Source organism: Acidobacteriota bacterium (assembly GCA_040756905.1).
GTDB lineage: Bacteria > Acidobacteriota > Aminicenantia > JBFLYD01 > JBFLYD01 > JBFLYD01.
This window is the reverse complement of the sequence record JBFLYD010000017.1, coordinates 17,693-41,988: the sequence shown is the minus strand read 5'-3', so window position 1 is coordinate 41,988 and position 24,296 is coordinate 17,693. Positions and strand designations below refer to the sequence as shown.

Genomic DNA, 24,296 nt, shown 5'->3' with positions numbered 1-24,296 from the left:
TCAAAATGGGAACAACGCAAGCCTTCCATTACCTCCTTCTTGAAAACCTCGTCTAACCCTTTACTCATCAACCTCTCTATTCTCTCATTCTTCTGGTCTCTTTCCATCAAAACCTCCTGAGAAAGAACTATAACTAAAGATATTAACAAGTAAAGAGTACTAATCATATGAAATAACTATAAGGGTTGCCCTACAATTTATTCAATGCGTTTGTATTAGGTAATAATAAGTTAGTGCGGGACTGGGGAAAATACAGCGTGTTTTCGGAGTCACCCTTACTGATTACTCTAAATTCTCTGAGCGAAGGGGATGTTTGGCCTCTCTGAGAATAGCAAGGATATAACCATGTTTTAAAAAATACCTTTACTTCTATTTAATATTCTGTTAATATTATATATTAATTAAAAGAGGAGGAAAGATTGGCTGTTACGGATACCAGAAAGAAAGAGTTAATAGATAAATTTAAAATTCATGAGAATGATACTGGATCTACGGAGATTCAGATCGCATTACTTACTGAAAGAATTAATTATTTAACCGAACATTTTAAAATTCACAAAAAAGATTATCATTCAAAGACAGGGCTGATGAAACTTGTTGGAAGAAGAAAAGGGCTTCTTGAATATCTTAAAAAAAATAATTACGAAAAATATAGAAGGATATTGAAAGAATTAGGCCTTAGAAAATAATTTTCCCCTTGGGGTTTGAACTGGAGGTAAAATGAAGGAAAAAGTAGAGCTGGAGATAGGGGGTAGAAAACTTATAATTGAAACAGGTTCTCTTGCAAAACAATCCTCTGCATCTTCATTGATTAGGTATGGAGATACGATAGTTCTTGTAACTGCTGCAGCTAAAGAAGAGCCAGTGGAAAATGGAGATTTCTTACCTCTTATTGTCGATTATCGAGAAAATACATATGCAGCTGGTAAAATCCCAGGAGGGTTTTTTAAGAGGGAAGGAAGGCCCTCAGAGAGAGAAATTCTTGTAAGCAGATTAATTGACAGACCGATAAGGCCTTTATTTCCTGAAGGATATTGTAATGAAACTCAGATTGTTGCTCTTCTTCTATCAGCTGATTTAGCTAATGACCCGGATGTCCTTGGAATAATCGGGGCATCCACCTCATTGTACATTTCAGAAATTCCCTTTAACACCCCAGTGGGGGCAGTTAGAGTTGGGATTATCAACGATAATTATCGTATAAACCCTACATCTGAGGAGCTGAAAGAGAGTCCGTTAAACATAGTTATTGCAGGAACAGAAGAAGGAATAGTTATGGTTGAGGCAGGAGCAAAAGAAGTTGAAGAAGATAAGATATGGGGAGCAATTCAGTTTGCCCACGAATACATCAAGCAAATTGTAAATTGCCAGAAAGAATTGTTTCACAGAATAAACCCTAAAAAAACACCGCTGGAACCAAAAATAATTGATCCTGAAAAAAGAAGTAAGATTGAAGAGCAGATAAGGGAGAGTTTAATTTCAGCGATTCATACTCCTGGGAAGAAAGAGAGCGAAACGAGAATAAAAGAGATCCTGGACTCGTTAATTTCAACAATTCCAGAAGAGAACGAAGAAGAGAGGAAAGAGACTGAAAGAATATTTATACAAATAAAAAAGGAATTGTTCAGGAATGATGTTGTTTTCAACAGAAGAAGACCGGATGGAAGGGATTTTAAAGAGATAAGGCCCATTTCAATTGAAGTGGGTTTCCTTCCAAGAACTCATGGCTCTGCGTTATTTACAAGGGGAGAGACCCAGGCTCTGGTTACGGTAACATTAGGAACATTTGAAGATGTCCAGCATCTTGATATTCTCGACGAAGAAAATGCTACAAAAAGATTTATGGTCCATTATAATTTCCCTCCTTTTTCTGTTGGAGAAGTTGCATTTTTAAGAGCCCCTGGAAGGAGAGAGATTGGGCATGGAGCCCTTGCAGAAAGAGCCATTTTTCCATCTATTCCAGAGGAGGAAGGTTTTCCTTACACGATACGACTTGTATCTGATATTTTAGAGTCAAATGGATCTTCTTCTATGGCTACTGTCTGTGGAGGGAGTCTTGCATTAATGGATGCAGGCGTTCCATTAAAAATGCCTATAGCAGGAATTGCCATGGGTCTTGTTATCGAAAATGGTCATTATGCAATATTAACAGATATAGCAGGGTTAGAAGACCATTATGGTGATATGGATTTTAAAGTAGCTGGCTCAAAAAAAGGCATTACCGCATTACAGATGGATATTAAAGTAAAAGGTGTTACACCACAAATAATGAAAGAGGCACTGGAACAGGCAAAAGAAGCAAGACTTCAGATATTGGAAAAGATGTTAAACATAATTTCCGAGCCAAGGAAACAAATATCTCAATTCGCTCCGAGAATTGTGAAGATGGATATAAATCCTGATAAGATTAAAGATCTGATAGGTCCAGCAGGGAAAACCATAAAGAGTATAATTGAAAAAACAGGGGCAAAAATAAATATCGAAAATAATGGAAAAGTAACCATCGCAGCCTCAGACCCTGAGACTATGAAAAAGGCGATCTCTCTGATAGAAGAAATCGTAGTTGAGGTTGAAGTTGGAAAAATCTATCTTGGGAAAGTAAAAAGAATTGAAGATTACGGAGCTTTTCTCGAAATTATGCCAAATGTGTTGGGTTTACTTCACATTTCAGAGATTGCACCCTACAGGATTAAAAACATAAAAGATGAGATAAAAGAAGGTCAAGAATTTTTCGTAAAGGTAATAGACATTGACGAATACAACAGGGTAAAATTGAGCAAGAAAGCTATAGATTCCAAGGAAGAAAAACATCGAAAACCAAAAACAACATTTAATAATAGAAGAAGAAATAGACTCTTCTGATTAATGAATTCTCTTTCCAATAAAAAAGATAAAGCATTAACACTTATAGAACTCCTTGTGACTTTATCAATACTTTCAATTTTAGCTGCCTCGATTCTTCCCCTTGCGAAGTTAGCAGTAAAGAGGGAAAAAGAGATTGAATTAAGAGAAAATCTAAGAATAATGAGAGAAGCAATTGATCAATACAAAAGATTGGCAGATGAAAAAAAGATAAAAATCGAGCCTGAAAGTGAAGGATATCCTCCTGACCTTCAGACTCTTGTTAATGGAGTAGAATTACTGGAGCCAAAAGGAAAAATTATAAAATTTTTAAGAAGGGTTCCGCTTGATCCAATGACAAATTCCTATGATTGGGGATTGAGGTCTTATCAGGACAGTCCTGATTCAAAAGTATGGGGTGGAAAGAATGTATGGGATGTGTATACAAAAAGTGAAGCCATAGGCCTTGATGGGACAAAGTATAACACATGGTAATAAGTAGAAAGAGGTAAAAATGATTTTTAAAAAAGGAAAACAGGGAAAAAGAGGCTTTACTTTTATCGAGCTTCTGGTAGTTTTGACATTGATAGGAATTCTTGCTGCAATTGCTCTTCCACAATTTAAAGGCTCAACTCGGAAGGCAAGAGAGGTTGTTCTCAAGGAAAACCTTTTCCAATTAAGAAAAGTAATAGATCAGTACTTTGCAGATAAAAGAAAATATCCTTTATCTTTACAGGATCTTGTTAAAGAAGGATATATCAGAGAAATTCCAATCGATCCGGTTACAAGATCAAAAGACACTTGGATTGTCATTCGTGAAGAGCCTTCTCTGGAAGAACATAAAACAGGGGAGGAATTGGGGATAATTGATGTGAAAAGCGGGTCGAGCGAAATTTCCTCAGAGGGTTCTCCATATAATAGCTGGTAAAAATTCATATCAAATAATATAATTTTCATAATATATATGTTAAAAAAAGGAATATCTATAGTAATTTTAATGATAGCTGTATCTATAATGGCAATAATTCTTCTCTCAATATATCCCCTGTGGTCCACTGCAATGAAGAGAGAGAGGGAAAAAGAATTGATATTCAGAGGAAGCCAGTATGTTGAAGCCATAAGAATTTATCAAATAAAAAATCCTGGAAAATTTCCATCCTCCCTGGACGAACTACTGAAACAGAAATGTATAAGAAAGTTGTACAAGGATCCTACAAATAATTCTTCTGGATGGGATTTGATTGTCATCCCGAGCAAGATTGAAGTTTCCAAGCAAGCATTAAGGAGTTTGTTGATCATTTCAAATAAATACTTGAAATATTATAGAGATGTGCCTCAAATTATAGGAGTGGTATCTTCTAATCCTGAAAAATCGATAAAAATTTATGATAAAGCAGAGCATTATAACAAATGGTTTTTTTATTATGGCAAAAAACAGGATGAAACTGTAAAAATGGAATATTTTAAGCCTGAAAAAGCAGGAGAGAATGAAAAATAAAAGTATCCTGATAATAGCTGGAGAGGAATCCGCTGAAAGGTATGGTGCCGAGTTGATCAAGGAATTTAAGAATTTTACAGATGAATACAGATTCTTTGGAACAGGTGGCCAGTTTATGAGAGATTCCGGAATGGAAATTCTTTTTGATGTAAATGAGCTTTCTTTTATCGGAATATTTGAAGTCATAACTCAGATAGGAAAAATATGGAAAATAAAAAAAAGAATGGAAAAAGAGATTGAAAGAAGAAAGCCAGCCCTTTCCATATTAATTGATTTTCCTGATTTCAATTTAATGATCGCAAAGAAACTGAAAAAATACGGAATACCTGTTGTTTATTACATAAGTCCTACTATATGGGCATGGAGAAGAAGAAGATTGAATAAGATAAAAAAATACGTTGATTTAATGTTATTGATTTTTCCTTTCGAAGCTGAAATATACGAAAAAGAAAAAATTAAACATAAATATATAGGCCATCCTCTTGTCTCCAGAGTGGTAAAAAATATGACAGATTCAGAATTCAGGAAGAATTTTAACATATTGGATAGAAAGAAAGTAATATCAATTCTTCCTGGTTCAAGGATGAGAGAAGTTAAATATCATCTTCCAGTGATAGTCGAGGCTGTTAAAATGCTAAAAAAAGAATTCGATATTGAGACATTTTTGATTTTAGCAAGAAATATAGATAAAGAATATCTAAACAGGTACTTAAATGAAATTCGAATTAATATTGTAAAAGATAAAGTTTATGATGTTATGGGAAATTCAGATTTGATAATAGCATCGTGTGGAACTTCAAATTTAGAAGCATTACTTTTAGAAATACCGTTGATAGTAGTTTATAAAGTGATGCCCATTTCATACCTTTTGGGAAGAAAGTTTGTAAAAATTGATAAATTCAGTATTGTAAATATTTTAGCCGGAAAAGAAATAATTCCAGAATTGATACAAACGAGATTAACTCCAGGAAATATCTATAACGAGGCTCTAAAAATTCTTAGATCTCAAGATAAAATAGAAGAAATGAAAACTCATTTTAGGGAAATAAAAGAGAAATTAGGATATGAAAATGCTTCAAAAATAGCGGTGGAAGAAATTTATAAATTTTTGAAATGAAGATAGGGATCCTCGGATATCCAAAAGTTGGCAAAACTTGCCTGTGGAATCTCTTGACTGTTTCGAAGAGAGTAGAGGAGCATAAAGGAACAAAAGAGATAAGGATTGGTTCAGCAAAAATAGAAGATAAAAGGCTCGACAATCTCTCATCCCTTTATCCTGAAAAGAACAAAGTAAGTTTCCATATAGATTATGGAGACCTGACTGGGTTTTCTTTCGGGGAAGTTAAAAATACAGTATATCTTGAAAATTTTAGAGAATTTGACGCTTTGATATTTGTAATCAGGGCTTTTTCAAGTCCATCGGTTCCCTATTTCAGGCAGGAGATAAACCCTCAAAAAGAAATTTATGAGATTGAAGAAGAGTTAAGACTTGTAGACATGATTGCGATCGAATCCTCTACAGAAAGAATCGAGAAAGAGTTGAAAAAGGTTAAAGATATCAATAGAGAAAGAGAATTGAAGATACTCCATAAACTGAAAATTGCCCTTGATGAGGATTATCCATTAAGAAATGTGACATTGGATGGAGAAGAAGAAAAGATTATAAAAGGATTTGGATTTTTTTCCAGAAAGCCGATTATTTATGCGATTAATCTTGATGAAAAAAATATTTCTGAACTATATGATTCATTGAAATATTTTGAAAAACAGGATAATGCAGTTGCTATTAATTTCTGTGGAAAAATCGAAGAAGAAATAATGGAACTTGAGGAAGATTTGAGGCTTTCTTTTATGGAAGAGTGGGGTCTAAAAGAATTTACAAGTCGAAAAATCATAAAAGCCTCTCTTGAGGTTCTCCACATTATTTCTTTTTTTACCATCGGGAAGGATGAAGTTAGATTGTGGCCTCTGAGGAAAGGGATGACAGTCAATAAAGCTGCAGGAGTAATTCATTCTGACCTTGAGAAAGGTTTTATAAAAGCTGAAATTATCCCATACGAAGAGTTGTTAAATCATGGATCAATTCAGAATGCAAAGAATAAAGGAGCTGTTAGACTGGAAGGTAAGGACTGCATAGTAAAAGATGGAGATGTGATTTATATCAGATTTTCTCATTCTTAAACCTGAATTACATAGGGTAATTCAGGTTTATATTGATAAAGAAGGAAAATCCTTATTATTTAAAAATGCTTTGAGGTAAAATGAAATATTGGGTTTGGGGCGAAGCCCCAAAGTTGAGCCTATGATATTGGGTAAATTGGGTTAAAGTTAATATGTTCTATTCTTTTAAAATCCTTTCAGAATTAAAAGATTCAAAGGCAAGGACTGGAATAATAAAAACAAAGATGGGCGATGTAAATACTCCATGTTTTCTTCCTGTGGCATCCCAGGGTGCTGTAAAAGCGCTAACACATAGAGAACTTGAAGAATTGGGAGCTGATATGATTCTCTCAAATACATATCATGTATATTTAAGACCGGGATTAGAAGTCATCGAGAAATTTGGAGGGCTCCATGAATTTATTTCATGGAGAAAACCAATATTGACGGATAGCGGTGGTTTCCAGATTTACAGCATTTCTAAACTTGCTAAAGTAGAGGGGGAAGGCGTATACTTTTCATCCCATCTGGATGGATCAAAATTCCATTTTTCTCCTGAAAAAGTTGTAGAAATTCAAAGTGTGCTCAACTCGGACATCATGATGGTTCTTGATTATTTTGTTCCTTACATCTCTCCCTATGAGGAAGTTAAATACTCCACTGAATTGACGGTAAAATGGGCAGAGCGTTCTATGGAGGCTTTTAAGAGATGGAATAAGAATCAAGCCATTTTCGGCATTGTTCAGGGAGGTACATACAGAAATTTAAGAGAGTATTGTGCAGAGAAATTAAAAGAAATGGATTTTGATGGCTATGGACTCGGCGGGATGAGTATCGGAGAGCCTAAAGAGAAGATGCTTGAAATGATTGAAGTTATGAATGAAATCCTTCCCGAAGAAAAACCAAAATACTTGATGGGTTCAGGGACCCCTGAAGATTTATTCGAAGCTGTTGAAAGAGGAGTTGATGTATTTGATTGTGTACTTCCCACAAGGAATGCAAGGACTGGTACCATTTTCACATCTCTGGGAAAGGTCATAATTAAACAGAAAAGATATTATGATGATGAATCTCCATTGGATCCAAATTGTAATTGTTATACCTGCAGAAATTATTCAAAAGCCTATTTAAGGCACCTGTATGTCAGTAATGAAATAAATTCTTCTATTCTGAATACGATACATAACATTCAATTTTATCTTGACATTATTAAAAAAATTAGGCAAAGTATTTTACTCGGTTCTTTTGAAGAACTGAAGAGTAATACATTAAATTTGAAGAAAGAGATGATTTAATGAGTTTGTTTCTTTTCGCACAGCAAAAGTCTTCTCAACCTTCTGGTAGTGTTTTAGCAGGCTTACTTCCTTTTATTTTAGTCTTTATAGTTTTCTATCTACTTTTGATTTTACCAGCAAGGAAAAGACAGAAAAAACACCAGCAGATGATAGGAAGTCTAAAGCCTGGCGATAAAGTAATTACAACAGGTGGAATTTATGGTGTTGTTATGGGCGTTCATGAAGATAAGATAGAGCTTCGAATAGCAACGAATGTAAAAATAGATATAGCAAAAAATGCTATTTCCGGAGTTTTAGGAAAAGAACATAAATAAATTACTTTTTTGATGATTTATCATTTCTAACAATGATTCCTTGAGATGAAGAAAGATTTAATGTGGAAATGGATTTTGATAGCTATTGTAGTAATCGGAACAGGATTTTTGACTTTTCCTCCAAAACAAAAAATAAAACTTGGCCTGGATTTAAAAGGAGGAATGCATTTAGTCCTGAAAGTGGAAACTAATGATGCCCTTAATATGGAAACCGATCATCAAATTCTTAGGATTCAGGATCTTTTCAAGGAGAAAATAATTAAATATTCTTCGATAAAAAAATTAGGGGTAAGTTCATTCGAAATCGAGGGAATTGACTCCTCTCAGGAAGATGAAATTAAAAATATCCTTGACCAGTATTTTATAGATTGGGATTATTCGATTTTTAGTAATGTTGTGAGATTATCGATGAGACTGAATATAGCAACTCAAATAAGGGATCAATCTGTCTCCCAGGCAATTGAAACAATAAGGAATAGAGTAGATGAATTTGGAGTGGCAGAGCCAGTAATTCAGAGACAGGGAATGGGAGGAGAAAGAATTCTCGTTCAGCTTCCAGGTGTAAGCGATCCTGACAGGGTGAAAGCCATAATAAAAAGCACAGCCCTTCTTGAATGGAAACTTGTTGTTGCTGGTCCTGCTCCGAGTGAAGAAGCTCTTTTAAAAGATTTTGGAGGAGTTGTACCAGGTGATGCAGACGTTGTAAGGGGAGACCCAAGAAAGGGGGTAGAGGGTTTTTATCTTTTAAAGAAAGTAGCTGCAGTTACTGGAAAAGATATCAGAAATGCAAGAAGATCCACAGATGAATTTAATCAACCTGTGGTGAGCTTTACATTGAGTTCTGCTGCAGGAAAGATATTCGAAAAAGTTACATCTCAGAATATTGGAAAGCCCCTTGCTATTGTCCTCGATAATAAAGTTATAAGTGCACCAACTATTCAAGCTACTATCAGGGACCAGGGAATTATCACAGGAAGATTTTCAATTGAAGAGGTTGATGATTTATCTCTTGTATTAAGGTCAGGCTCCCTTCCTGCTTCTATCAAGTATCTTGAGGAGAGAACAGTAGGTCCGTCCCTTGGAATCGATTCTATTCGAAAAGGATTAACCTCTTATTTAATAGCATTGGTTCTGGTTATTTTGTTTATGATAATTTATTATAAAGCAGCCGGAGTAAATGCATTTGTGGCCCTTATCTTTAATATGATTATCCTTCTGGGTGTTATGAGCTATTTTAAGGCAACTCTTACACTTCCTGGAATTGCAGGAATTATATTGACCGTGGGTATGGCCGTCGATGCCAATGTCTTGATTTTTGAAAGGATAAGAGAAGACTTGAGGCTTGGGAAGACTGTTAGAGCAGCAATTGCCAGCGGGTTCTCAAAAGCTTTTGTGACAATTTTAGATTCAAATATCACAACCATAATCGCTGCAGTATTTCTTTTTCAATTTGGAACAGGACCTGTTAAAGGTTTTGCTGTAACATTGATAATAGGTATTGTAGCTTCTATGTTCACTGCAGTATTTGTATCGAGAAATATATTTGAACTTATAATCAGCAAAAGGAGAAAAATTGAAAAGCTCAGTATATAAGGTGAAGTTTTAATGGAGTTTTTTAAAACCTCAAACATTAAGTTCATGAAGTATAAATACTTAGCCTTTGTCTTGAGCGGAATTGTAATAGCTCTTGGAATAATCTCATACATTTCAAAAGATGGTTTCATATATGGAATTGATTTTTCTGGAGGAACACTGGTTGAGTTGGCTTTTAAAGAAGACACAACAGTAGCTGATATTCGATCAAAACTTGCAAAAGTTGGACTGGGCGATAGTCTGATTCAAAGGTTTGGGGAAAGAAATGAGTTTTTAATCAAAACTCAAAGAATAAGCGAGAAAAAATTTGAAGAAGAAAGGATGGAAGACCATGAAAGAATGGCGAAGTTGATAGTTGATATCATGAGAACAGAAAAAGAAGAACAAGAGTTAAAAAAAGGGAAAATAGATCTAAACAATTCAAATGAGATTCGAATAGCAAAAATTGTTGAGAATTATTTAAATGATAGGAAAAGAGCAAGTGAGATTGCAAAAAAGATAATAGAATATAGAAATGGAAGAATGGGTTTGATCACTAATTACGATGAATTGTATAATCTTAGGCTTGATGGCAAAATTGTGGAAGGAATAAAAAAGGATTCATTTTTAGGCAGTTTCACTACTCTTGGAGTTGAAATAGTTGGGCCTCAGATTGGAAAAGATTTAAGAAAAAAGGCTACTCTTGCTATCATCTGGGCATTGCTTGGAATGTTGGTTTATATAGCATTAAGATTTAAAATTCAGTATGGAATTGCTGGGGTTATAACACTGTTTCATGATACACTTGTTACATTAGCATTCATATCTTTTTTTAATAAAGAAATCTCACTCAATGTAGTTGCAGCATTGTTAACAATAGTTGGATATTCTATAAACGATACGATAGTAATTTTCGATAGGGTCAGGGATAATTTAAAATCAATGAAGAAGCATAATTTTGAAGAGATACTGAATAATTCTATAAATCAAACTTTAAGTAGAACAATTATAACTTCTGGAGTTGTCTTTGTAACTGTTGTGATCCTCTATTTATTTGGAGGAGAGATAATAAATGGGTTCGCATTTACCATGATTGTTGGAGTTATAACGGGAAGTTATTCTACGATTTATCAGAGCTGTTCGATTGTATACTTATGGGAAAAATATCTAAGAAAGAAGAGATTTAAATAAAGAAAATAATATGATACTGTGAGAAAAATTTTTCTTGAAAATTGAAAAAAATAAAATTATAATTTTATTTGATAAAAGGATTATTTAAAAGAGAGGAAAAATAAAATGTTTGAAGAATGGATGATTGTATCCACAATGGCAAAAAAAAGAACAAAAAAATGGATAACTTTTCCTGTTTCTATAATAATTCATGGAGTTGTTATATTGTCTGCAATAATTATACCTCTTTTACTAACCCAGAATCTACCAAAATTTTCCATTACAACAGCATTTTTGGCGCTACCTCCCCCACCTCCCCCACCCCCACCCCCACCCGCAAAGAAAAAACAGGCTGAAACTCAAACTAAAGAAGTTAAGGAAACTAAGCCAATTGAGCCAGGGAAGCTTGTTGCTCCAATGGAGATCCCTGATACAATTGCTGAAGAAGTATTGAGTGATATTGGAATCGAAGGAGGAGTAGAAGGAGGAGTAGAAGGAGGAGTAATTGGAGGAGTTCTTGGAGGAGTTGTTGGAGGAGTAATTGGAGGAGTTGTTGGAGGTGATATAGAAGCTCCAGTAAGAGCAATAGGAGATATCAAACAGCCAAAATTAATAAAGAAAGTGGAACCTGTATATCCTCCAATCGCAGTTCAGGCGAGAGTAGAAGGGATTGTTATTTTAGAGGCGATGACTGATATATATGGACGTGTTCAGACAGTTAAAGTTTTAAGGTCTATTCCCCTTCTGGATCAGGCAGCTATTGACGCTGTGAGACAATGGGTCTATGAGCCATTATTCATTAGTGGAAGGCCAAGGCCGGTTATTTTTGTTGTTACGGTTACATTCGAACTTAAGAAATAAAAACTTATTTTAGAATAAAAAGGAGGTTTAAAAATGCAGTTCGGGTTGCTTGAGATGTGGCAGCAGATGGGAGCCTTAGCAAAGGGAGTAGTTTTCATATTGCTTTTTCTTTCTATCTGGACTTTTACAGTTGGAATTGAGAAAATCATAACCTATACAAAAGCGAGAAAACAATCTCGAAAGCTGGCACCCCAATTGGCTAAATTATTAAAAGAGGGAAAAACAAAAGATGCGATTACTTTAGCCATAGATAAGAAAAACAAGAATTCCCATTTAGCTAAAGTAGTTGCAGCAGGATTAGAGGAATTCATGTATCAATTAGAAACCACAAACAAGGTTGAAGAAAAAATTGAATCATCCAAAAGAGCAATTGAAAGAGCGACATTAATAGGAGTTCAGGATTTTAAAAAAGGATTAAATGCCCTCGCTACAATAGGAAGCACAGCTCCATTTGTTGGATTGTTTGGCACAGTTTTTGGAATTATAAACGCATTTCATGGCATGGCTATAACAGGCTCTGGAGGAATAGGTGCAGTCGCAGCAGGAATTGCTGAAGCACTTGTTACCACTGGAACTGGAATTGGTGTGGCGGTAATAGCTGTTTGGTTTTACAATTTCTTTTTGAATCAAATTGAGGTTTTTTCTGCTGAAATGGCAAACTCTTCATCTGAGCTTGTGGGGTTTTTCATTCAAAAAACAGGAGCATAAATAAATGGGAGTTGAATTAGGTGCAGGCGAAGCAAAGTCTGAACCCAATGTAGTTCCTCTTTGTGATGTCCTCTTAGTTCTATTGATTATATTCATGGTTGTAACTCCAATGCTTCAGAAAGGTGTTGATGTAAGATTGCCTGAAGCAGCTAACACAGTAGGCCAGCCTGATCCTGCAAACCAGATTGTTGTTGCAATAAAATTTGATGGTTCGATTTATCTGAATCAGGAACAGGTTAACGAAAATAACTTAAAGCCAAAAATAGAAGAGCTTTTTGAAAACAGAACTGATAAGACATTGTACTTAAAAGCAGATGCTGAGCTGGATTATGGATCCATCGTTAAAATCATGAACATCATTAGAGAAGCGGGAATTGAAATTTTAGGAATAGTTACAGAGCAGAAGGCCCACGAAGAGATAGATTAATTAATAAAACAGGATTTACAAGTTTAACATAAAATAGTTCTTTTAAATAATCCTTACTTTTAAAGCTCGAGAAAAAATAGATATATTTATTTCCTGAGTTTGATATCCAATTTCTCCATCATAATGGAAGTATTCAGGTTTATCGAGAGATATTTTTAGGTTTTCTATTTTAAAAGTTTGATAGGTAGGAAGTTTATGAATTTTTCCAGAGAATAAATAATTCAACTTTGATAGAGCTTTTAAAAAAGGCATTTTAGTAACTATACAGATGTCAAGCATTCCATCATATGGAGATGCAAAAGGAGCAATGATTGCTTTCCCACCGTATTCTCTGAAATTTGCAAAAGCAGTTATGATTATGGAGGAGAAAACCATTTTATTTCCATTTTGATTAATTTCAAGTTCAAATGGTTTAAAATTTGAATAATTTATTAATCCACAGTATATATATCCCAGTATCCCTCTTTTTTTCATCTGAGAGTTGAAGTCGTAAGAAATTTTTGCATCGAATCCTACTCCAGCCACATTCAAGAAATATTTATCGTTAATTTTTCCTACATCTATTTTTATATCTCTTTCATTTGCAATAATATTGAGCGCTTGTTTTAAATTTAAAGGAATGTTTAATCCTCTTGCCAGCCCGTTTCCTGATCCACCGGGAATAATTCCGAGGGGTTTCTCTGTATTGATGAGTGCAGTTCCTACCTCATTGATTGTGCCGTCCCCTCCCCATGCCACAATTAAATCATAATTATCCTTTTCCTGTTTTGCTATTAAATGATTTTCTCCCTTTTCTTTGGAAAATATAATTTCTACATGGTCAAAGTGCTCAGAAAGATAATTTTTTATTAATTTGTAATATTTTTCTTTTTTGCTGATACCAGCTCGTGGATTTCCAATGATCAATACTCTTTTCACAGAAGAATATTATCTAAATTCCTGCTTTTTTTCAATCATTTTAAAAGAGGTCAACCCTCCCCTTTGCTCAGAAGTTATTTAGAATTTATTCTTTATTAAGTATTAAGATATTCGTCGATATATCGTTCAGAGGATGGTTGGACTTCCTATACCCCAAAAGATGTGCCTATCGATTGGGCGAATTTTACAAGATCAGATTCAGGAGATACACGTCTTAATGTTTCGATGGCTTCTTTTATTGGAATAGTTATTATATTGGCACATCTCAATGCAACCATTTTTCCCGAGTCTCCATTTATAGCTGAAAGAATCGCATGGTATCCAAATCTTGTTGCAAGGAGTCTGTCAAATGGGGTGGGGCTTCCCCCTCTTTGAAGATGTCCTAAAACTGTAACACGAGTTTCAATGTCTGTGAGTTTTTCAACTTCTTCTCCTACCTTATTACCAATTCCGCCTAATCTAAATGGAGCATCAGGGTCATCGACTTTCTTTTTGTAAACCATTTCTCCTCCTTCTGGCTTTGCTCCTTCAGCAACCACAACCATTGAGAACCTTTTCCCTTTCTTTCCTCTCTCAGAAATTTTCTCAGCTACCTTCTCAATTCTGAAAGGAATCTCTGGAATTAATATTACATCTGCTCCTCCAGCAACACCGGCGTGCAATGCTATCCATCCAGCATACCTTCCCATTACTTCCATGACCATTACTCTATGATGGGATTCAGCCGTGGAATGAAGTTTATCAAGGGATGTTGTAGCAACACTCAATGCTGTATCAAACCCGAAAGATACATCGGTTCCAGAGATATCATTATCTATGGTTTTCGGAATGCCAATCACTGGTACTCCTAATTCATGAAATTTATATCCAATGGATTGGGTCCCATCACCTCCTACAATAATTAGAGCATCCAGTTCATTGTATTCAATTGTCTTCAATGCTTCATTTGAATAGTCACGATATTCTTTTTTTCCGTTTATTATCACAGGCCACTTGAACGGATTGTCACGATTTGAAGTTCCAAGAATGGTTCCTCCTCGAGCAATTATTCCAGCAACATCATCCAGCTCGAGCTTTTTTACCTTTTTTGTTACAAGACCTTTATAGCCATCTTCTATACCATAACATTCGATTCCAAATTCCATTATTGCTATTTTGACCACTGCTCTTATTACCGCGTTTAGACCCGGGCAATCTCCACCGCCGGTGAGTATTCCAATTCTTTTAATCATCTTTTTCTCCCTTTAGACTTTCACTAAATACTAAGAGATCTCTCAAAAAGCTCCAGATGCAAGGCGCAGTGAAGCTTTGAGCGGAGGCGTACTTCCTGTACGTTGGAGCGATAAAGCTGATACTGCAACGCAGCAGATGGACTTTTTCAGAGATCTCTCTAAATTTTAACATTTCTTAAGATTATTGCATTTTCCTCTGGAAGTGTATCGTTTATGAATGTGCCTGCTCCTTGTTCAGAACTGGCTAAAAATTTTAATTTATCCTTTGTTCGATAGGGAGGGTAAAATTCGATATGAAAATGAACCCATTTTGAATAATCTCTCTGATCAGTGGGAGATTGATGAATAACCATCATGTAGGGCATTTGAAAACCGAAAAGATTGTTGTATTTATTAACAAGAGATTTTAATATAGAAGCTAAGTTTTTTTTATCAAAATTGTCAATTTCTCTAAGAGAGCAGATATGTCTTTTTGAAAAAACATGAACCTCATAAGGATATCTTGCGTAAAAAGGAATAAAACCAAAGAAACTTTTATTTTCTATCACTACTCTTTTTCTTTCATTTTCCTCATGGGAGAGTATTTGACAGAATAAACATTTTTTATTTTTTTTAAAATAATTTAAGGCAGAATTGAGCTCCTTTTTCACAATTGGAGGAATGTAGGGATAAGCATATATCTGTCCATGGGGATGATCGAGAGTAACTCCAATCTCCCTTCCTTTGTTTTCAAAGATTAATACATATTTTATGAACTTTTCCTCCGAGAGCTCCTTATACCTGTCAATCCAGACTTCGATTAAATTCTCAATTTTTTTGAGAGGAAACTTTTCAAGAGGAAGATTATGATCTGGAGAATAGACCACAACCTCACATATTCCTGATGCTCTTCTTTTTTTTAAAAAATTTTCCTGAATAACTTCAGGAGCATTTAAGACAAAGGTTGGATATTTATTTTCAAATACAACAATTTCAAAATTCTTCTCAGGAATTTCTGTTGGCTTTTGTTTATCTTTCGTTGGGCATAGAGGACAGAAATCTTCAGGTGGTAAAAAATCTCTGTTCTGTCTATGAGTAGCAATGGCTACCCATTCATTAAGAAATGGATGAAATCTCAGCTCATTCATTCTTTTTTTTCTTTTTAATCTTTGAAGATTTATTTTTTGCCTTAAAGGAATAATAGATTACATACCTTCCATCATTTTTTCTTTTCTTTATTTTTTTCATTTCAGGCTTAAATTTTATTTTACCATTTTACCTAAGTCAACCCACTAATTTGTTATTTTTAAGAAAGGTCAACTATCTTCTGAGCGAAGGGGATGGTTGACCTCTTCAATAAATTTGCTTATAGGGTTATTTTTTGATATTTTTTCATATTATTCTTAATGAAGAGAGTTTTTTTCCCGAAAGAAATTTATCAAATTGATGTTATTATTCTTCTACTATACTGTACAAATTCCCTGATGCTCCTTCTTCCACTTTTCTTAAAAAAATTAGGGGCAACACCAGATATAGTGGGCATTTATGTTGGAATCTATTTCATATTCACTTTTTTCTCAAGGCCGATAATAGGTTGGATAATCGATGTTGTAAATCCAAAGAGGATATTGCTAACCGGGCTTATTTTCCTGTCATTTTTTGTGTTCTGCTATTTGGTTGTAAAGAAATTGGGTTTTTTTCTTATATTTGTAAGAGCAGGTCAGGGAATGAGTTATTCTTCCATATTAATTTCTTTACTGTTATTGGCAGTTATATTTTCAGATGAGACAAACAGAGCTCATGTTCTAAGTATTCTTTCTATATTCTTTCTCCTCCCCAATTTATTTATGCCATTCATTGGAGAATGGATTATTGAGAAAACTGGTTTTTTTCTTTATTTCATGTTCGCTTTTATTCTGTGCGTAACTGCATTAATTATTTCTTCCAGAATAAAATTTGAGTGGAAAAGAACAGAATCGACTAAAAGTAGAAATTTTTTCAGTTTAATCAGAAATTCGAAATTCCTTATAGTATCAATTTTTTCTTTTTTTCTTGGACTTGGACTTTCCTCTACGAATACATTTGTTCCTTTGTGGATAAAAAATTTTCCCTCTGTAAAAATTGGATTTTTTTTCACCTCTGCTGCCCTTATTGCAGTTTTGATCAGATTCTTTATAGGTGGAAGATTCAAATTCTGGGCTAAAGGAGAAACAGTGCTTTTCTCCTTTTACATACTGGGTCTGGGAATATTTTTGACTTCTTATGCCAGAGGAAATCCCATGGTAATAATTTCAGGTTTGATCTATGGAGGAGGGATGGGATTTCTATTTCCAAACCTGCTTACAATGGCTGTGACTGAGGTGGATGAGAAAGAAAGGGGAAAAGCTTTGAGTATATTTACTGCATTAATCGACCTGGGATTTGCAATAGGTCCTCCAATCTCAGGGTGGTTTGTTGAAAGTTTTGGATATTCAGAAATGTTTCGCTCTCTTTCTCTTTTAATGATCATTTCTTCAACATTTTTGTATCTCATTTTTAAAAAATTCATAAAAAGGAGATCCTCCCCTTTTTTATGAGAAAGCATTCTTGTTTTTGAAAAAGGGATTATCCCCTTTTTTACTTCATACGAAAGTATTTGTGAGAAAGCATACTTGGGCCATATCTTTTTAATATTTCTTCAAACTCTTTTTCATTATAGAATTTGCAATTTCCTTTACCGAAAGCTTTTGCCACTTCAATGTTAAACCTTGCTGCCATTTCGATGTCTATTATCTGTGTAACTCCTGTGGAACATCCGGCAATGGGAAGCTCTGAAGTTATTGCAACTCCTACAACTGGTGCAGAAGTGACTGTTGAAGGCTGCATTATGCTATTAAGATGATAGATATTATTTCCATAAGGAGTTATATCCTGCATTGTTATCGGTAGAACAACCGGAGGTTTACCCGTTACATTTTGCATTATATCGAGAAGATCCTCACTTACTCTTAAAATATACCCATCTTTTACTGTAGGAGATATTGAAAATCCTCGATGATTTATAATCCTGTTACCCCTGGTGGTGTCATTTGAAAGGATTGCATCCATTTCAGCGTCAACCTCGTGCTTAAGGAGAACATGAATGTCAACTGGCGAATCCATAAATTTTACCAATTCATGTTGAATGGTTGGAGCATTAGGACAGATATGGGTTGAAATTATTATATCTCCAAGTAGAAAGTCCTTTCGTTCTCTCATCTCAACAATTTTATAAGCACACGAAATTGCAATTATTGCTCCATCGGCATCAGATACGAGACCTATTTTTTCAGGCCTTGCACCGAGTCCACCGACCCTTCCTATTATGCCCAGTGTTGGAGATTTTAAACTCTTTGATTTTCCATTTGTTCCTCCAATCTTTATTTTTATCAAGTCTGTACAACCTTTCTTGCCTTCAATTTTTACAACTTCAATTTCTGAATCTTTCAGTCCTTTGTTTTTTAGAAATTTTTTTACTTTATCTCCGGATATATCAGGAGTATCTAATAAATCACAGACTTCAGTTATTTGTTTTAATAGCATTTTTTACTCCTTAAATTAAACAATCCTCCATCCATCCGATTTTAATTAAATCTATCTGTTCAGGGTCTGAGGGACCGAGTTTGAATTTTTTATCCGCGATAATTATGTGAGTCGGAAGAGGACTTATCGGTCTTACTTTTTTAAAAAAAGATAATCGCTTCGCCTGTAAAATTCGAACACCAGTTGAGTCCACTGAAACTGGATCTTTTCCAAGAATGATACCTTTATATTCCCATACATACTCAGGATTGAAATGATGAGGCCCTATTCCATGAAAAAGCGGGGTTAATATAACTAATATGTTCAATTTAGTTTTTCCCTTAACTCTTGAAGAATTCCATATTGCCCCAAGGTTGGCACATGAATTGTTATGGTAGAGAAAGGGGAAGGGTACAAACATGATGTAATTCTTTATGCATCCTCCGACTCCAGACCAATGATGAGTTCTAAGGGGACGGACATTAATAAGAACAGTGCTTTTTTTAAAAATTGGATTATTTAACACTCCTCGATCATCGATACTGATATGTTTTTCCTGAACTCCTGCATCTAAAATTCTATTTTTTATAGCCTGTTCAATCTCCTTCGGTGTTGGAAGAGGACTCCATACATTACTTTTAATTCCAACAACATCATCAGGTTTTATCAAAAGTTTCCATGCTTTAATTGGATCTTTTTCTCCCAAGAGTGCTGCAATTCCATCATCGAACATTCTTTGGATAACTTTCTGGTTCAATCTTTTCCGTTCAAGAGCATTTTCGTCACGAACAAGAACTACCTTTGTCTTCTTCGTGGCTTCAGCTTTTGATTTTTTTATCGAAGACAATCCCGATAAACTAAAGAGAGCAGCCAAAGTGGCATTATAAAGAAAATCCCGGCGGGTAATAATTTTCATTTTTTCTTTTCGGGGCAGAAAGGGTGACCAAGAAAACATATTTTATGTAAATAAGAGGTCAACAATCTTTTGAGCGATATATCGACGAGCATCTTAATACTTGAGAAACCGTTGATTCTGAAAGATTGAACACTCTGAAACCTCTGAGCGAAGGGGATGGCTGACTTCTCTAAGAAATCATATGTGTTCCTCATCTCGGGTCACCCTTGCTGCTCAAATTTTTAATATAAAAATTATTTCTAACACTTTTTATCAATTCCTCTGCAAGGCTTTTTGAAGAAGCATCGAGCACTATTATTATTAAATCATTATAATTAATTGCGCCAATCCATTTATTATTCTCATTTTGAAAATATTCGAAAATCTTGCTTTCTGGAAAGTATAATTTTAAAAAATTATTTAATCCTGATTTAGCCTTTTTTTCATCAGGATACTGAACAAGTAAAAGAAGAGATCCACCTTTTTCCCTCAAGTATTCTGCGAGCACGACTCTTGTTTCCTGATTTAGGTTGAGAATATTTTTATCAGATAAAAAATAGTGGTAGTTAAGAATGTTGTGATTATGGAAATATTTGATACTGTTGTTGATGAGGCCGTTGGAAGGCAAAAGTTTTAGCAATTCTGGTTCAAAGCCAGTGGATTTAATCGAATTTGAAATGGATCTTCCCAAGGATAATAAAGCTTGTTTGGAAGCTTCTGTTTCCTGTTCTGTTAAAATTGAAATAAAATATCTGTCTTTCCAGAATGATAACAAGCCGGACCTGTATTCAGAGCCCTGTCCAATGCCTATATCATTACCTTCTCGGTCATGAGTAAATATACCAAAAGCATCTTCTGATGAGCCCATATCGAATAAATCAACAATTATCTCTGGATTACCTTGTTTGAAGAATCTCCGAACTAAAAGCTCACGAAAATTGTAAGAACGATAAACTTCTCCAGCCCCATTGATGTAATCAAAAATGTTTTGAGGGTTGTAAATTATGTCTTCTCCTTTAGCTTTCCATCCATGAATTTCATAGGGTATTAAGTCCTTCATGTTAACTTTCTCCATATTTACCGAATAAAATATTCCTATATATAGAATAAATATGGGAAATAATCTTTTCATATGTTTCAGTTATTTTCCAATAAAACCTTCACTCTTTTTTAAATGGATTAATTTTTTGATAAGTCGATTTTTTCTTATCTCAAGTTCATCTTTTTTACTGAAACTTAGATCGTTTATTTTTTCATATAGACTTTCTACCAGCTCAAATGCTCTGTCTATTTTTTTCTCTTTATGTTCATAATATTTTGCAAGCTCCACAGCAGATTCGAAATCTATCTGCTGGATTTCATCCCATATTTTTATTGCTTCTTTCCATTGATTCTTCCTTTTTAGATTCAAAGCAAGTTTTTTCCTTGCAATTATATTTAGTTCTCCTGGTAAGCCTCTTTCAACAGCCATCTTTAAATTGTAAAGACAATTTTCCTCATCTTCAACTGTTTCATAAATTCTTGAAATACCGAATATCTCTATAGGATCTTCTGTCTGATTCTCCGGAGATTTTAGAATGAGAGAAGCTGTTACAACAAGGCCGAGTAGAGCTATTAAATCGAGCTCATTGTGATAGATAACAGGTTCAATAAGGGAAAAGTTTCCTGTTCTGAGGTATGTGGAATATCTGAGCGGTATTTCTTCTCTGGGAATGTCCTCATCCCTTTTTATGTTTAATATCATCTCTCCCAGGTAAGACAGGCTGCAGTTCTGGTATTTATATTTCCAGATTTTTCTTGCCGGATACAAAAAATCTAAATGAGGAATGTTTACAAAAGGATTCGGAACTCTATTCAAAATAAATCTTGCCTCAAGGATGGGCAAATCAAAGTTTTTTCCATTATAGGTTATAAGCCCTGAGAAGTTTCTCTCTTGTAGAAAACATTGAAACTTTTCAAGAATGTATCTTTCCTCCTTTAAATCTCTTATGAAGTAATGTTTTATTTTGTATTTTTCTTCTTCATAGAATCCAAGACCGATAAGGAAAGGTATTACGCCTGTTCCTCCTGAAAGACCTGTTGTTTCAAGGTCTAAAAACAGGGTTTCATTTAAATTTAAAGAATGGAAAGTCAAATCCTTGCCAAGAATGCCGAGCTCTCTTCTGAAATCAGAGAACCCATCCCTTATCAAGATTTTTCCTAATTTGAAATCAGCATTGAATGGATGTTCAAACTCATCAGGAATTTCAAAATAATTAAATGTTTCAATTTTTTCTGCCTCCTTTTGTGCTGTTTTTTCCTTTATTTTTTGAGATATCTCAATAAGCTTTTCAAGCTTTTCTCTTTTTGATAATTCTTCTTTCTGGATATTCTCCCATTCCTTTGCTATTTTCTCATCTTTTAGAAAACTCCTTTCAGTTTTTTCTCTCTGAATTTTTTTCAGAATTTCTAATCTATCTTTTAAATCCATTTAGACCCCTTATTTTAACTTTAAAAATTAACTTAGTAATTTATTCAGAATATACAAAGCCACTTTCTTTGCCAGTTTTCCAGTTTCTTTTGATGGTCCTATACATGAGGGACATCCTTCATAACATGGGCAGGAATTTATAATATCGATAGATGATTTAATCAGTTCTTCATGGCAATCATATAATCCCTGGCTGAACCCTACTCCTCCTGGGTAGTTATCCCAGACAAAAATATTTGGTTCGAATTCTCCCGAATAAGCAGCTACCTCTGACCTCATAGTCCTCATCCTTTTTTCTATCACATTTCTGTTTGGTAGAGATTGTCCTGTGGAGTTATCTCCTACTGTTACTCCTAAATCTTTCCAATCGCACATCAAAAAAAGAGGAGCTATGTGATGGAACAAATAGGAGATACCAAAAATGCCGCTAACTTTCTCATCAGGCTTAAAAGGAAGATTCTGGTACAGGTCTTTTGGTATCGTAACCCAGTAAGAAGATGTATGAATTTCCTGTTCTGGAAGGCTGAGTTCTCCGGCTCCAACGCTTTCCATTGTGTGAAATTTTATTTTTTTAAACCCGACTACCTGACTCTGAACATGAACTTCTCCTTCTGAAGCATAAGAGTTGAACTCTTTTTTTCTTTGAAATACATCCAGTATTTTAAGGTTTGTGTAGGTTATAGCATCAGTGAAATAATCAACATTTACTTTTTTAACCATGGCTTTTCTTTCATTAAAGTCTAACTTTTCCACATAGTATTGCTCTCCTTCAACCATGTATATTGCTTTTTCATGCAATGCCTCAAGAGCAGAAGTATAGTCAACTTCTGCAATTACTTTAGGTCTTCCAGTTATGTCAACTACTACAAAATTGTCCGATGTTACAGATCTTAAACTTATTGCATCAGCTGGATAGGATTCTGAAATCCAGAACCATTTATCATCTGTGTAATGTAAGAATTTGTCCTCTTCGAGGAACTTCAGAAACTCTTCTAAATTCTCATTTCCAAATTTCTCCCTTTTTTCAAAGGGAAGTTCAAAAGCAGCACATTTTATATGGCTTAAAAGAATTGATAGATTATCAGGATTAATAAGTCCTTTCTCTGGATTTTTCTCAAAAAAATAGTCAGGGTTATTTACGATGAATTGGTCAAGAGGTGAGCTTGAGGCGACAAGAATTGCAACCGATTTTCCTTTCCTTCTTCCAGCTCTTCCTGCTCTCTGCCATGTTGAAGAGATTGTACCTGGATAACCTGCTAAAACTGATACATCCAGGGAACCTATGTCTATTCCAAGTTCAAGGGCGTTTGTGGAAACAACCCCAAGAATTTTCCCTTCCCTTAGATCTTTTTCAATCTCTCTTCTCTTGAGAGGAAGGTACCCTCCTCTGTATCCTCGAATTAAACCCTCATCTTTAATACCTTTTTCGATTCCCTCCTTTAAATAATTTACAAGAACCTCTGTAAGTAGTCTCGTTTGAGTGAATATGATTGTTTGTAGTTTATTTTTGATAAATATTGTCGATAAATTTCTTGTTTCATTTACGTAAGATTTTCTGATTCCCAAACTCCGATTAACAACCGGAGGGTTAAAAAAGACAAAATATTTTTCTCCTGAGGGTGCGCCATTTTCATCGATAAGAGTTACTTCTTCCTCAATCATTTTTTCTGCCAATTCTTTCGGGTTTGAAATTGTTGCGGATGAGAGAATGTATTGAGGTTTTGAGCCATAGAATTTACATATTCTTTTGAGTCTCCTTATTATGTTTGCCAAATGACTTCCAAAAACTCCTTTATAATGGTGAAGCTCATCAATCACCACATATCTTAAATTTTCAAAAGTTTTTATCCATTTTGTGTGATGGGGTAGTATTCCGGTATGAAGCATGTCAGGGTTTGTGATTATGATATGACCCTGTGTTCTTATGGCTTTCCTTGCATCCTGGGGAGTATCTCCATCATAGGTAAAGATTTTTATGTCTAAATTTAAATTATTTGTAATTTCATCCAGCTCGGCTCTTTGATCCTGGGAGAGAGCTTTTGTAGGGAAAAGGTAGAATGCTCTTGGGCTAATTTCATTTATGATTGAATTTAAAACAGGAATGTTGTAACAGAGAGTCTTGCCAGATGCTGTGGGTGTTACAATTACTACATTTTTTCCGTCATTTATATGTTTTATAGCTTTTTCCTGATGGGAAAAAAGGGAGTTTATCCCGATTTTTCTTATCGCCTCAATGAGGTCAGGGTTTAAAAATTCAGGAAACTCTCCATATTTTGGTTCTCGAGACGAAATTTCCTTAATATTTATAGATGAGTTTTCACTTTTTGCTAAGAACTCTATTTTATCAAGGGCTTCAATTATCCTTGAGTCCTTATCAGATTCTTCCGAAAGATAGAAATTATCATCCATATTAATT

Annotated in this window: 23 protein-coding genes; 15 read left to right on the top strand and 8 right to left on the bottom strand. The window is 34.6% G+C overall.

Annotation, left to right across the window (positions count from 1 at the left end):
- Positions 1-419 precede the first annotated feature (419 nt).
- From rpsO to AB1410_02300, 14 genes are all read left to right on the top strand, one after another.
- A complete protein-coding gene (gene rpsO, locus AB1410_02365; protein ID MEW6455547.1) occupies positions 420-689 on the top strand; it encodes a 30S ribosomal protein S15 in 270 nt (89 codons plus the stop codon).
- 31 nt (positions 690-720) lie between these two features.
- Positions 721-2,862 (top strand): polyribonucleotide nucleotidyltransferase, encoded by a 2,142-nt coding sequence (gene pnp / locus AB1410_02360; protein ID MEW6455546.1) that lies wholly within the window; start codon positions 721-723, stop codon positions 2,860-2,862.
- Between the two features lie 3 nt (positions 2,863-2,865).
- Positions 2,866-3,336: a type II secretion system protein gene (locus AB1410_02355; protein MEW6455545.1), complete on the top strand. Its 471-nt coding sequence runs from the start codon at positions 2,866-2,868 to the stop codon at positions 3,334-3,336.
- A gap of 19 nt (positions 3,337-3,355) precedes the next feature.
- Complete coding sequence (locus AB1410_02350) at positions 3,356-3,769, top strand: type II secretion system protein (GenBank protein ID MEW6455544.1); 414 nt, start codon at positions 3,356-3,358, stop codon at positions 3,767-3,769.
- A 36-nt stretch (positions 3,770-3,805) separates the two neighbouring features.
- Positions 3,806-4,339 (top strand): hypothetical protein, encoded by a 534-nt coding sequence (locus tag AB1410_02345; protein MEW6455543.1) that lies wholly within the window; start codon positions 3,806-3,808, stop codon positions 4,337-4,339.
- Complete coding sequence (lpxB, locus tag AB1410_02340; protein MEW6455542.1) at positions 4,329-5,456, top strand: lipid-A-disaccharide synthase; 1,128 nt, start codon at positions 4,329-4,331, stop codon at positions 5,454-5,456. The genes AB1410_02345 and lpxB overlap by 11 nt, the downstream gene beginning before the upstream one ends.
- Positions 5,453-6,520 (top strand): DUF933 domain-containing protein, encoded by a 1,068-nt coding sequence (locus tag AB1410_02335; GenBank protein ID MEW6455541.1) that lies wholly within the window; start codon positions 5,453-5,455, stop codon positions 6,518-6,520. The genes lpxB and AB1410_02335 overlap by 4 nt, the downstream gene beginning before the upstream one ends.
- 152 nt (positions 6,521-6,672) lie before the next feature.
- Positions 6,673-7,794, top strand: coding sequence for a tRNA guanosine(34) transglycosylase Tgt (tgt, locus tag AB1410_02330; protein MEW6455540.1), 1,122 nt, complete (start codon positions 6,673-6,675; stop codon positions 7,792-7,794).
- Positions 7,794-8,108 (top strand): preprotein translocase subunit YajC, encoded by a 315-nt coding sequence (gene yajC, locus AB1410_02325; protein ID MEW6455539.1) that lies wholly within the window; start codon positions 7,794-7,796, stop codon positions 8,106-8,108. The genes tgt and yajC overlap by 1 nt, the downstream gene beginning before the upstream one ends.
- 60 nt (positions 8,109-8,168) lie before the next feature.
- The gene (gene secD, locus AB1410_02320) at positions 8,169-9,701 is read left to right on the top strand and encodes a protein translocase subunit SecD (protein ID MEW6455538.1); all 1,533 of its coding nucleotides are present in this window, start codon (positions 8,169-8,171) and stop codon (positions 9,699-9,701) included.
- A 12-nt stretch (positions 9,702-9,713) separates the two neighbouring features.
- Complete coding sequence (gene secF, locus AB1410_02315; GenBank protein ID MEW6455537.1) at positions 9,714-10,871, top strand: protein translocase subunit SecF; 1,158 nt, start codon at positions 9,714-9,716, stop codon at positions 10,869-10,871.
- 105 nt (positions 10,872-10,976) lie between these two features.
- Complete coding sequence (locus AB1410_02310) at positions 10,977-11,711, top strand: TonB family protein (protein ID MEW6455536.1); 735 nt, start codon at positions 10,977-10,979, stop codon at positions 11,709-11,711.
- Positions 11,712-11,744: 33 nt separating this feature from the next.
- Complete coding sequence (locus AB1410_02305; protein MEW6455535.1) at positions 11,745-12,419, top strand: MotA/TolQ/ExbB proton channel family protein; 675 nt, start codon at positions 11,745-11,747, stop codon at positions 12,417-12,419.
- A gap of 4 nt (positions 12,420-12,423) precedes the next feature.
- Positions 12,424-12,846: a biopolymer transporter ExbD gene (locus tag AB1410_02300; GenBank protein MEW6455534.1), complete on the top strand. Its 423-nt coding sequence runs from the start codon at positions 12,424-12,426 to the stop codon at positions 12,844-12,846.
- Between the two features lie 42 nt (positions 12,847-12,888).
- On the opposite strand, the gene AB1410_02295 is transcribed toward AB1410_02300, so the two are convergent.
- The 3 genes from AB1410_02295 to galT all read right to left on the bottom strand — a co-directional run bounded on the left by AB1410_02295 (position 12,889) and on the right by galT (position 16,123).
- Positions 12,889-13,764, bottom strand: coding sequence for a diacylglycerol kinase family protein (locus AB1410_02295; GenBank protein MEW6455533.1), 876 nt, complete (start codon positions 13,762-13,764; stop codon positions 12,889-12,891).
- A 146-nt stretch (positions 13,765-13,910) separates the two neighbouring features.
- The gene (locus AB1410_02290; GenBank protein ID MEW6455532.1) at positions 13,911-14,996 is read right to left on the bottom strand and encodes an ATP-dependent 6-phosphofructokinase; all 1,086 of its coding nucleotides are present in this window, start codon (positions 14,994-14,996) and stop codon (positions 13,911-13,913) included.
- Positions 14,997-15,154: 158 nt separating this feature from the next.
- Positions 15,155-16,123 carry a galactose-1-phosphate uridylyltransferase gene (gene galT, locus AB1410_02285; GenBank protein MEW6455531.1) on the bottom strand — a complete coding sequence of 323 codons (969 nt, stop codon included), beginning with the start codon at positions 16,121-16,123 and terminating at the stop codon, positions 15,155-15,157.
- 258 nt (positions 16,124-16,381) lie between these two features.
- Between galT and AB1410_02280 the strand changes: the two genes are divergently transcribed.
- Positions 16,382-17,551: an MFS transporter gene (locus AB1410_02280; GenBank protein ID MEW6455530.1), complete on the top strand. Its 1,170-nt coding sequence runs from the start codon at positions 16,382-16,384 to the stop codon at positions 17,549-17,551.
- Between the two features lie 40 nt (positions 17,552-17,591).
- On the opposite strand, the gene AB1410_02275 is transcribed toward AB1410_02280, so the two are convergent.
- From AB1410_02275 to AB1410_02255, 5 genes are all read right to left on the bottom strand, one after another.
- Positions 17,592-18,536 carry a DUF1177 domain-containing protein gene (locus AB1410_02275; protein ID MEW6455529.1) on the bottom strand — a complete coding sequence of 315 codons (945 nt, stop codon included), beginning with the start codon at positions 18,534-18,536 and terminating at the stop codon, positions 17,592-17,594.
- A gap of 10 nt (positions 18,537-18,546) precedes the next feature.
- Positions 18,547-19,431 (bottom strand): DUF362 domain-containing protein, encoded by an 885-nt coding sequence (locus tag AB1410_02270; protein ID MEW6455528.1) that lies wholly within the window; start codon positions 19,429-19,431, stop codon positions 18,547-18,549.
- 190 nt (positions 19,432-19,621) lie between these two features.
- On the bottom strand, positions 19,622-20,542 hold the full coding sequence (locus AB1410_02265) for a DUF6599 family protein (protein MEW6455527.1): 921 nt from the start codon (positions 20,540-20,542) through the stop codon (positions 19,622-19,624).
- Between the two features lie 9 nt (positions 20,543-20,551).
- Positions 20,552-21,880, bottom strand: coding sequence for a ribonuclease H-like domain-containing protein (locus AB1410_02260; protein MEW6455526.1), 1,329 nt, complete (start codon positions 21,878-21,880; stop codon positions 20,552-20,554).
- Between the two features lie 27 nt (positions 21,881-21,907).
- A complete protein-coding gene (locus AB1410_02255; GenBank protein ID MEW6455525.1) occupies positions 21,908-24,289 on the bottom strand; it encodes a DEAD/DEAH box helicase in 2,382 nt (793 codons plus the stop codon).
- Positions 24,290-24,296: the final 7 nt, after the last annotated feature.

Coding starts and splice junctions, on each gene's coding strand:
- AB1410_02300 (MEW6455534.1), top strand. CDS start 12,424: ATGGGAGTTGAATTAGGTGCAGGCGAAGCAAAGTCTGAACCCAATGTA.
- AB1410_02275 (MEW6455529.1), bottom strand. CDS start 18,536: ATGCTATTAAAACAAATAACTGAAGTCTGTGATTTATTAGATACTCCT.
- tgt (MEW6455540.1), top strand. CDS start 6,673: ATGTTCTATTCTTTTAAAATCCTTTCAGAATTAAAAGATTCAAAGGCA.
- galT (MEW6455531.1), bottom strand. CDS start 16,123: ATGAATGAGCTGAGATTTCATCCATTTCTTAATGAATGGGTAGCCATT.
- AB1410_02270 (MEW6455528.1), bottom strand. CDS start 19,431: ATGAAAATTATTACCCGCCGGGATTTTCTTTATAATGCCACTTTGGCT.
- AB1410_02310 (MEW6455536.1), top strand. CDS start 10,977: ATGTTTGAAGAATGGATGATTGTATCCACAATGGCAAAAAAAAGAACA.
- AB1410_02260 (MEW6455526.1), bottom strand. CDS start 21,880: ATGGATTTAAAAGATAGATTAGAAATTCTGAAAAAAATTCAGAGAGAA.
- yajC (MEW6455539.1), top strand. CDS start 7,794: ATGAGTTTGTTTCTTTTCGCACAGCAAAAGTCTTCTCAACCTTCTGGT.
- AB1410_02290 (MEW6455532.1), bottom strand. CDS start 14,996: ATGATTAAAAGAATTGGAATACTCACCGGCGGTGGAGATTGCCCGGGT.
- secD (MEW6455538.1), top strand. CDS start 8,169: ATGTGGAAATGGATTTTGATAGCTATTGTAGTAATCGGAACAGGATTT.
- lpxB (MEW6455542.1), top strand. CDS start 4,329: ATGAAAAATAAAAGTATCCTGATAATAGCTGGAGAGGAATCCGCTGAA.
- AB1410_02345 (MEW6455543.1), top strand. CDS start 3,806: ATGTTAAAAAAAGGAATATCTATAGTAATTTTAATGATAGCTGTATCT.
- AB1410_02255 (MEW6455525.1), bottom strand. CDS start 24,289: ATGGATGATAATTTCTATCTTTCGGAAGAATCTGATAAGGACTCAAGG.
- AB1410_02265 (MEW6455527.1), bottom strand. CDS start 20,542: ATGAAAAGATTATTTCCCATATTTATTCTATATATAGGAATATTTTAT.
- AB1410_02305 (MEW6455535.1), top strand. CDS start 11,745: ATGCAGTTCGGGTTGCTTGAGATGTGGCAGCAGATGGGAGCCTTAGCA.
- AB1410_02355 (MEW6455545.1), top strand. CDS start 2,866: ATGAATTCTCTTTCCAATAAAAAAGATAAAGCATTAACACTTATAGAA.
- AB1410_02335 (MEW6455541.1), top strand. CDS start 5,453: ATGAAGATAGGGATCCTCGGATATCCAAAAGTTGGCAAAACTTGCCTG.
- secF (MEW6455537.1), top strand. CDS start 9,714: ATGGAGTTTTTTAAAACCTCAAACATTAAGTTCATGAAGTATAAATAC.
- AB1410_02280 (MEW6455530.1), top strand. CDS start 16,382: ATGAAGAGAGTTTTTTTCCCGAAAGAAATTTATCAAATTGATGTTATT.
- AB1410_02350 (MEW6455544.1), top strand. CDS start 3,356: ATGATTTTTAAAAAAGGAAAACAGGGAAAAAGAGGCTTTACTTTTATC.
- pnp (MEW6455546.1), top strand. CDS start 721: ATGAAGGAAAAAGTAGAGCTGGAGATAGGGGGTAGAAAACTTATAATT.